The 6,695-nt window shown below is 67.9% G+C and carries 4 protein-coding genes; 1 reads left to right on the forward strand and 3 read right to left on the reverse strand.

Annotated features, from left to right (window positions below):
- Positions 1 to 26: 26 nt before the first annotated feature.
- The 3 genes from ITJ67_RS17815 to tkt form a co-directional block, all read right to left on the reverse strand.
- Complete coding sequence (locus ITJ67_RS17815; RefSeq protein WP_194678518.1) at positions 27 to 1,613, reverse strand: glucose-6-phosphate isomerase; 1,587 nt, start codon at positions 1,611 to 1,613, stop codon at positions 27 to 29.
- 9 nt (positions 1,614 to 1,622) lie between these two features.
- Complete coding sequence (gene tal / locus ITJ67_RS17820) at positions 1,623 to 2,741, reverse strand: transaldolase (RefSeq protein ID WP_160071743.1); 1,119 nt, start codon at positions 2,739 to 2,741, stop codon at positions 1,623 to 1,625.
- 79 nt (positions 2,742 to 2,820) lie between these two features.
- Positions 2,821 to 4,911: a transketolase gene (tkt, locus tag ITJ67_RS17825; protein WP_194678519.1), complete on the reverse strand. Its 2,091-nt coding sequence runs from the start codon at positions 4,909 to 4,911 to the stop codon at positions 2,821 to 2,823.
- A gap of 243 nt (positions 4,912 to 5,154) precedes the next feature.
- On the opposite strand from tkt, the gene ITJ67_RS17830 reads away from it, so the two are divergent.
- Positions 5,155 to 6,057, forward strand: coding sequence for a heme o synthase (locus ITJ67_RS17830; protein ID WP_236558549.1), 903 nt, complete (start codon positions 5,155 to 5,157; stop codon positions 6,055 to 6,057).
- Positions 6,058 to 6,695: the final 638 nt, after the last annotated feature.

A 6,695-nucleotide genomic window follows, 5' to 3' on the forward strand; every position in this document is an offset into this window, starting at 1 on the left:
TCTCGCATCCCCGCCCCGATGATCGATCAGCGCGAGATGGCTCCGAGGAGCGCGTCGAGCCCGTGTCCGCCTTGGCCGAGGTCGATCCGCAGGACTGGCTGCGAATGCGACTCGAGCACCGAGGCGTCGCCTGCGGCCTGCGCGGAGATGAGCGTCCCGAAGGTGAAGGGGCGCTCTGGGATCTCCAGGTCCTGCGGCTCAGCCGAGGTGATCTGGAGGAAGGCCCCGACCTTCGGGCCGCCCTTGTGGAACTGGCCGGTGGAGTGGAGGAAGCGAGGGCCCCAGCCGAACGTCACGGGGCGGCCTGAACGCTGCGCGAGCTCGTCGCGGAGCGCCTCGAGTGCACCGAACTGGTTCCGGTCGACATAGGCCTGCACTGACAGGTAGCCGTCCGACGGGATGAGCTCCACGAGGGCGTCGATAGCGCCGCTCAGCGTGCTCTGCCCCTCGACGACTGACTGGGTGCCGCGCACCTCGATGCCGTCGACCGCGAAGGCCGCCGGAGTCGGCTCCGGTGTCGCCTCGAGCAGACCGCGTGCTGCGACCTTGGCCGATTCGACATCGGGCTGGTCGTACGGGTTGATCCCGATGACGGCTCCCGCGACGGCGACTGCCGTCTCCCACAGGACGAACTGACCGCCGAGGGTGCCGGAGACGGCGATGTCGTCGCCGTCCGCCGGGGTCGCCTCCGCGTCGTCGACAACCCGAACCAGCTGCAGGTCAGCGGGGCGCGTGGCAACTTCTGGCGCACTGGAGGTGAGGACCACGGGGAGGATCCCGAGATCGTCTTTCCCGGTCGACTCGGCGATGAGCTGCTCGACCCAGTCGCCGAAGCCGACGATCGACGTGCCGTCGTCGAGGACGCCGAGGAATCGCTTGGCGGCGATCGCCGCGCCGAGGACGAGCGCGGGGTTGCTCTCGTCGTCGACCGAGACGACGGTCGCTGCGACGCCCGCGTCGTCCAGGAGACCGGCGATGTCGACTCCCGCGAGCCCGGAGGGGACCAGGCCGAACGCGGTGAGCGCCGAGAAGCGGCCGCCGACGTGAGGGTCGGCCAGGAACACCCGGTAGCCGGCCTCGAGCGAGGCGGCTTCCATGGGCGAGCCCGGGTCGGTGACGATCACGATGCGGCTGGCCGGGTTGATGCCCGCCGCCTCGAAGGCGTGGGCGAACGTCCGGCGCTGCGAGTCGGTCTCGACCGTCGAGCCTGATTTCGAGGAGACGATGATGGCCGTCTTCTCGAGGCTCTCCTCAACGGCGGCCCGGACCTGAGCCGGGTCGGTCGAATCGAGGACCACGAGCTCGACGCCGGCGGTGCGCGTGATGACCTCGGGAGCGAGCGACGATCCGCCCATTCCGCAGAGCACGAACCGCGTCACGCCGGCCTCCGCGAACTCGGCCTTGAGAGCCAGGATGCCGTCCACGAGGTCGCGCGAGACCTCGTGCGCGCGAGTCCAGCCGAGTCGAATCGCGGATTCGGCCTCGGCAGCAGCTCCCCACAGGGTCGCGTCCTGCGCGAACAGGCGAGAGGCGAAGCGATCGCTCACGAGGGCGCCGACCTTCTCGGAGGCGGCAGCGGAGGCCGCGCCCGAGGTGCTGACCTTGATGCCCATGGCCCGGACCTACGCCTTCGCCGCTGCAGCCTGGAGCTGCGAGTCGACGGTGGCCTTGAGCTCCTGCCAGGAGACGATGAACTTGTCGACACCCTCGGTCTCGAGCTGCTCGGTCACCTCGACGTAGCTGACGCCGATCGACTCGAGGGCGTCCAGCGTCGTGTTCGCGGCGTGCGCGGTACCGGCGACGGTGTCACCGGTGATGACGCCGTGGTCGGCGACAGCCTCGAGGGTCTTCTCCGGCATGGTGTTGACGGTGTCGGCCGCGACGAGCTCCGTGACGTAGAGGGTGTCGGGCAGCGCCGGGTCCTTCACACCGGTAGAGGCCCAGAGCGGACGCTGCTTGTGCGCACCTTCCTCGAGCAGGAGCTTCGCGCGCTCGCTCGAGAATTCCTCCTCGAAGGCGGCGTAGGCGAGGCGTGCGTTCGCGAGAGCCGCGAGGCTCTTGAGCGCGATCGCGTCGTCGGTGCCGATCGCCACGAGACGCTTGTCGATCTCGGCGTCGACACGCGACACGAAGAAGGAGGCGACGGAGCGGATCGTCGACAGCTCGTGTCCACGTTCACGCGCCTGCTCGAGACCGGAGAGGTACGCGTTGACGACCTCGCGGTACCGGCTCAGGCTGAAGATGAGAGTGACGTTGACGCTGATGCCGGAGGCGATGACCTCGGTGATCGCGGGCAGGCCCTCGACAGTGGCCGGGATCTTGATCATGGCGTTCTTGCGGTCGACCGTGGCCCAGAGTCGCTTGGCCTCTTCGATGGTCGCGTCGGTGTCGCGAGCGAGCTCGGGGGAGACCTCGATCGAGACGCGCCCGTCGAGTCCGTTGCTCGCCTCGTAGATCGGCAGGAACAGGTCGCAGGCCGAGCGCACGTCGTCGGTCGTGATGTCGAAGATCGCCTCGTCGACGCTGGCCCCACGGGCCTGGAGCTCGGCGACCTGTGCGTCGTATGCCTCGCCCTTGCTGAGCGCCCCGGCGAAGATCGTCGGGTTGGTGGTCACGCCGACGATGCCCCGCTCGGCGATGAGGCGCTCGAGGGCGCCCGACTCGAGGCTGGAGCGGGAGAGGTCGTCGAGCCAGATGCTGACGCCGGCTTCGGCGAGTGCTGCTGTTGGTGTTGAAGTCATTGCTGATGTTCCTTCGCGTTGCTGGTGAAGAAGTGCTGGGTACCGCTGCATGGGCGAGCGGTGTGCCGCCCGCGGACGGCTAGCGCGCGAGCGACTCGAGCGCTGCGTCGACGACGGCGTCCGACGTGATGCCGTAGGCCTTGTAGAGCTCAGGCTGGTCAGCGGATGCGCCGAACGTCTCGATGGAGACGCTGCGGCCCTTGGGTCCGACGAACTGGAGCCACGGGAGTGCGAGGCCGGCTTCGATGCTCACGCGAGCCTCGACGGCCGACGGCAGCACGTGCTCCCGGTAGGCGTCGTCCTGCTCAGCGAACCACTCGAAGCTCGGGACGGACACGACTCGCGTCGGGTGTCCCTGCGCCTGCAGGGTCTCGCGCGCCTCGAGTGCGTACTGCACCTCGGAACCGGTTGCGAGCACGATGACCTCAGGCGCTCCGCCGGCGGCTTCCGCGAGCACGTAGGCGCCGCGCTTCGTGCCAGCAGCCGAGCCGAACTCCTGCTCGTTGGCGTCGCCGGAACCGCGTGCGATGACGGGGAGGTCCTGACGCGAGAGGATGAGTCCGGTCGGGCCGCCTCGACGGCTCACGACCTCGAGCCAGGCGGCAGCCGTCTCCGGGCCGTCTGCTGGGCGAACGACCGCGAGGTTCGGGATCGCGCGGAGCGCTGTCAGCGACTCGACAGGCTGGTGCGTCGGCCCGTCGCCGCCGAGGGCGATCGAGTCATGCGTCCAGACGAAGATCGACGGGATGTTCATGAGCGCGGCGAGACGCACCGAGGGGCGCATGTAGTCGCTGAACATGAGGAAGGTGCCGCCGAAGGCGCGCGTCTTGCCGTGGAGGGTGATCCCGTTGAGGATCGCGCCCATGGCGTGCTCGCGGATGCCGAAGTGCAGCACTCGGCCATACGGGTTGCCCGTCCAGCTGGATGTCGAGAACTTCTCCGGAATGAACGACGCGGCCTTGCTGATGGTCGTGTTGTTCGAGCCGGCGAGGTCGGCGGAGCCACCCCACAGCTCCGGCAGGTGTGCCGCAAGCGCGTTGATCGCCTCACCGGAGGCCTTGCGGGTCGAGACCTTGGCGACGCCCGCAAAGTCGGGGAGCGCGTCCGCGATGCCCTCTGGCAGCTCATCGGCCTCGAGGCGCTCGAGGAGCTCCGCGCGCTCCGGGTTGGCGCTCTTCCAGGCGTCGAAGCTCTGCTGCCACTCCGCGCGAACGGGCGCGACGCGGTCGGCGAGTCCGCGGGTGTAGGCAAGCACGTCGTCGGCGACCTCGAAGCTCTGCTTGGGGTCGAACCCGACGAGGCTCTTGACTGCCTCGAGCTCGGTCTCCCCGAGCGCGGAGCCGTGGATGCCGCCCGTGTTCTGCTTGGTCGGGCTCGGCCAGCCGATGATGGTCCGGAGCACGATGATCGAGGGGCGGCCCGTCTCGGCCTGCGCTGCGATCGTCGCGTCGTGGAGGGCCGCGAGGTCCTCGTGGTACTGCTCTCCGGCGGTCCAGTCGACCGTCTGCACGTGCCAGCCGTAGGCCTCGTAGCGCTTCGCGACATCCTCGGTGAAGGCGATGTCGGTGTCGTCCTCGATGGAGATCTGGTTCGCGTCGTAGAACACGATGAGGTTGCCGAGCTCCTGGTGTCCGGCAAGCGAGGATGCCTCGCTGGTGACACCTTCCTGCAGGTCGCCGTCGCTGGCGATGACGTAGACGCGGTGATCGAACGGGCTCTCGCCGACCGCGGTCTCGGGGTCGAACAGGCCGCGCTCGAAGCGCTGCGCGTAGGCGAACCCGACGGCGGACGCGAGTCCCTGGCCGAGTGGGCCGGTCGTCATCTCGACGTGGTCGGTGTGCCCGAACTCGGGGTGCCCCGGCGTCTTCGAGCCGAACTGGCGAAGCTGCTTGAGGTCGTCGAGTTCGAGACCGAAGCCGCCCAGGTAGAGCTGGCAGTACTGCGTCAGCGAGGAGTGCCCTGCGGACAGGATGAAGCGGTCTCGACCGATCCAGTGCGGGTCCTTCGGGTCGACCCGCATCACGTGCTGGTAGAGCAGCGTCGCGAGGGGAGCAAGGCTCATCGCCGTGCCGGGGTGTCCACCCTTCGCCTTCTCAACTGCGTCTGCCGCCAAGATCCTTGCTGTGTCGACTGCACGTCGATCGAGCTCGGACCACTCAAAATTCGTCACACTGCGTCCCGTCGTCGTTGGGAAAGGGCCGCCTCACAGCTTATCGCCACGACGGGTCCGCGCGGGAGGAACGTCGTTCAGTTCCCGGACATGTTTCTCCGTGCGACGAGCCTCACAGCGCTTTCAGCCGGGTGTGAGGCTGGCCGCACCCAGGAAACGGGACGGCTTCTGGGCAAGAGCAGATAGAATTGCCAGCAGATTTCGAGCGAAGAGGAATTGGTGGCTTTGTCTGTCGATGAACTAGTGGCCGTGGCACCCCCGGAGCGGAAGCCTTTCGGGCGCAAGGTACGGGCCTACGTGGCGCTGACGAAACCTCGAATCATCGAGCTGCTCCTCATCACGACGGTCCCGACGATGTTCCTGGCGCACGGTGGCGTCCCGAACCTGTGGCTTGTCCTCGGTGTGGTCCTCGGCGGAGCGATGTCTGCAGGCAGCGCGAGCGCCTTCAACTGCTACATCGACCGCGACATCGACCGCCTGATGAAGCGCACCGCGAAGCGTCCGCTCGTCACGGGCGAGCTCTCGGACCGAGAGGCTCTCGTCTTCTCGTTCGCCCTCGGCATCCTGTCGATCGTCGTGCTGTGGCTCGTCGCGAACCCGCTGACTGCGGCACTCTCGCTCGGCGCGATCCTGCTCTACGTCGTCTTCTACACGATCGTGCTCAAGCGCCGCACGGAGCAGAACATCATCTGGGGTGGCGTGGCCGGTTGCATGCCCGTCCTCATCGGCTGGGCCGGTGTCACCAACTCGCTCAGCTGGGCGCCGTTCGTGCTGTTCGCGATCATCTTCCTGTGGACTCCGGCTCACTACTGGCCGCTCTCGGTGAAGTACCGGGACGACTACGCCAAGGCGAGCGTGCCGATGCTGTCCGTCACGGAGGGCGAGCTCTCGGTCTCACTGCAGACCGTCCTCTACGCGTGGGCGACTGTCATCTGCTCGCTCCTGCTTGTGCCGGTCGCGGGCATGGGGTGGCTCTACACCTCGGTTGCGCTGCTTTCGGGTGGCTGGTTCCTCTATGAGGCTCACGTGCTCTACTACCGCACGATCACCGGCAAGGGCGGGAAGCCCATGAAGGTCTTCCACCTCTCGATCACCTACCTGACGCTCGTCTTCGTCGCGGTTGGCATCGACCCGCTGATCTCCTAGATCGCGGTTGGCCGAGAGGTCAACCCAGCATGCTCGCGACAGCGGGCAGATGCACTTGAAGCGGCTCCGCCGAGCCATGGGCTGATCCAATCGGTCGTCGCAACGCCGTGGTGAACGAGATCAGTTCCAGCAGGCGCTCGACGGGAGTTTTCCAATCTCCGGTCTGAACTGGTCGATCTCGCTCCTCGTCCGACGAGCCCTCGGCCTTGATCCGAGTCTGTTCGGGTCGCCGCGGCTTCCCGATCCATCATCCGCTCGCCCAAAGCGGTGTTGTGGTCGTGAAACCTCGCTCGCAGCAACCACAACTCAGCTCCCGACCGTCTGCTGGGCCGCTCGCCTCGCGTGCCCCCTCGATTGCCCGACGGAGTTGTGGCGGGATGCTGTCGCTCCGCTTCCCGACCTCACCTGGCCACAACTTTGCGGTCGCGTCGCTCGCGAGAGCCGCGGGCGCGGGCGCGGGCCCGCGGACGGGCGCAGGGTTGTGGCCAGGTGCCGTTGCCGCTTGCCCCAACCGCGCTTCGCCACAACTCTGCCCGCACTCGCCGAGATTGGCGCCGCGCCCGCGAGGAGCTCGGCGCGGCACGGCGGCTTGAGGCCGGCCGGCGCATGAAGCGGCCCCGGCGAGCACTGCTCGCCGG

The sequence above is a fragment of the Pseudoclavibacter sp. VKM Ac-2867 genome, from assembly GCF_015351275.1.
Taxonomy (GTDB): Bacteria; Actinomycetota; Actinomycetes; order Actinomycetales; family Microbacteriaceae; genus Pseudoclavibacter.

Bases quoted from the DNA above. Each gene is read 5' to 3' on its own strand.
- ITJ67_RS17815 (WP_194678518.1), bottom strand. From the start codon at position 1,613: ATGGGCATCAAGGTCAGCACCTCGGGCGCGGCCTCCGCTGCCGCCTCC.
- tal (WP_160071743.1), bottom strand. From the start codon at position 2,741: ATGACTTCAACACCAACAGCAGCACTCGCCGAAGCCGGCGTCAGCATC.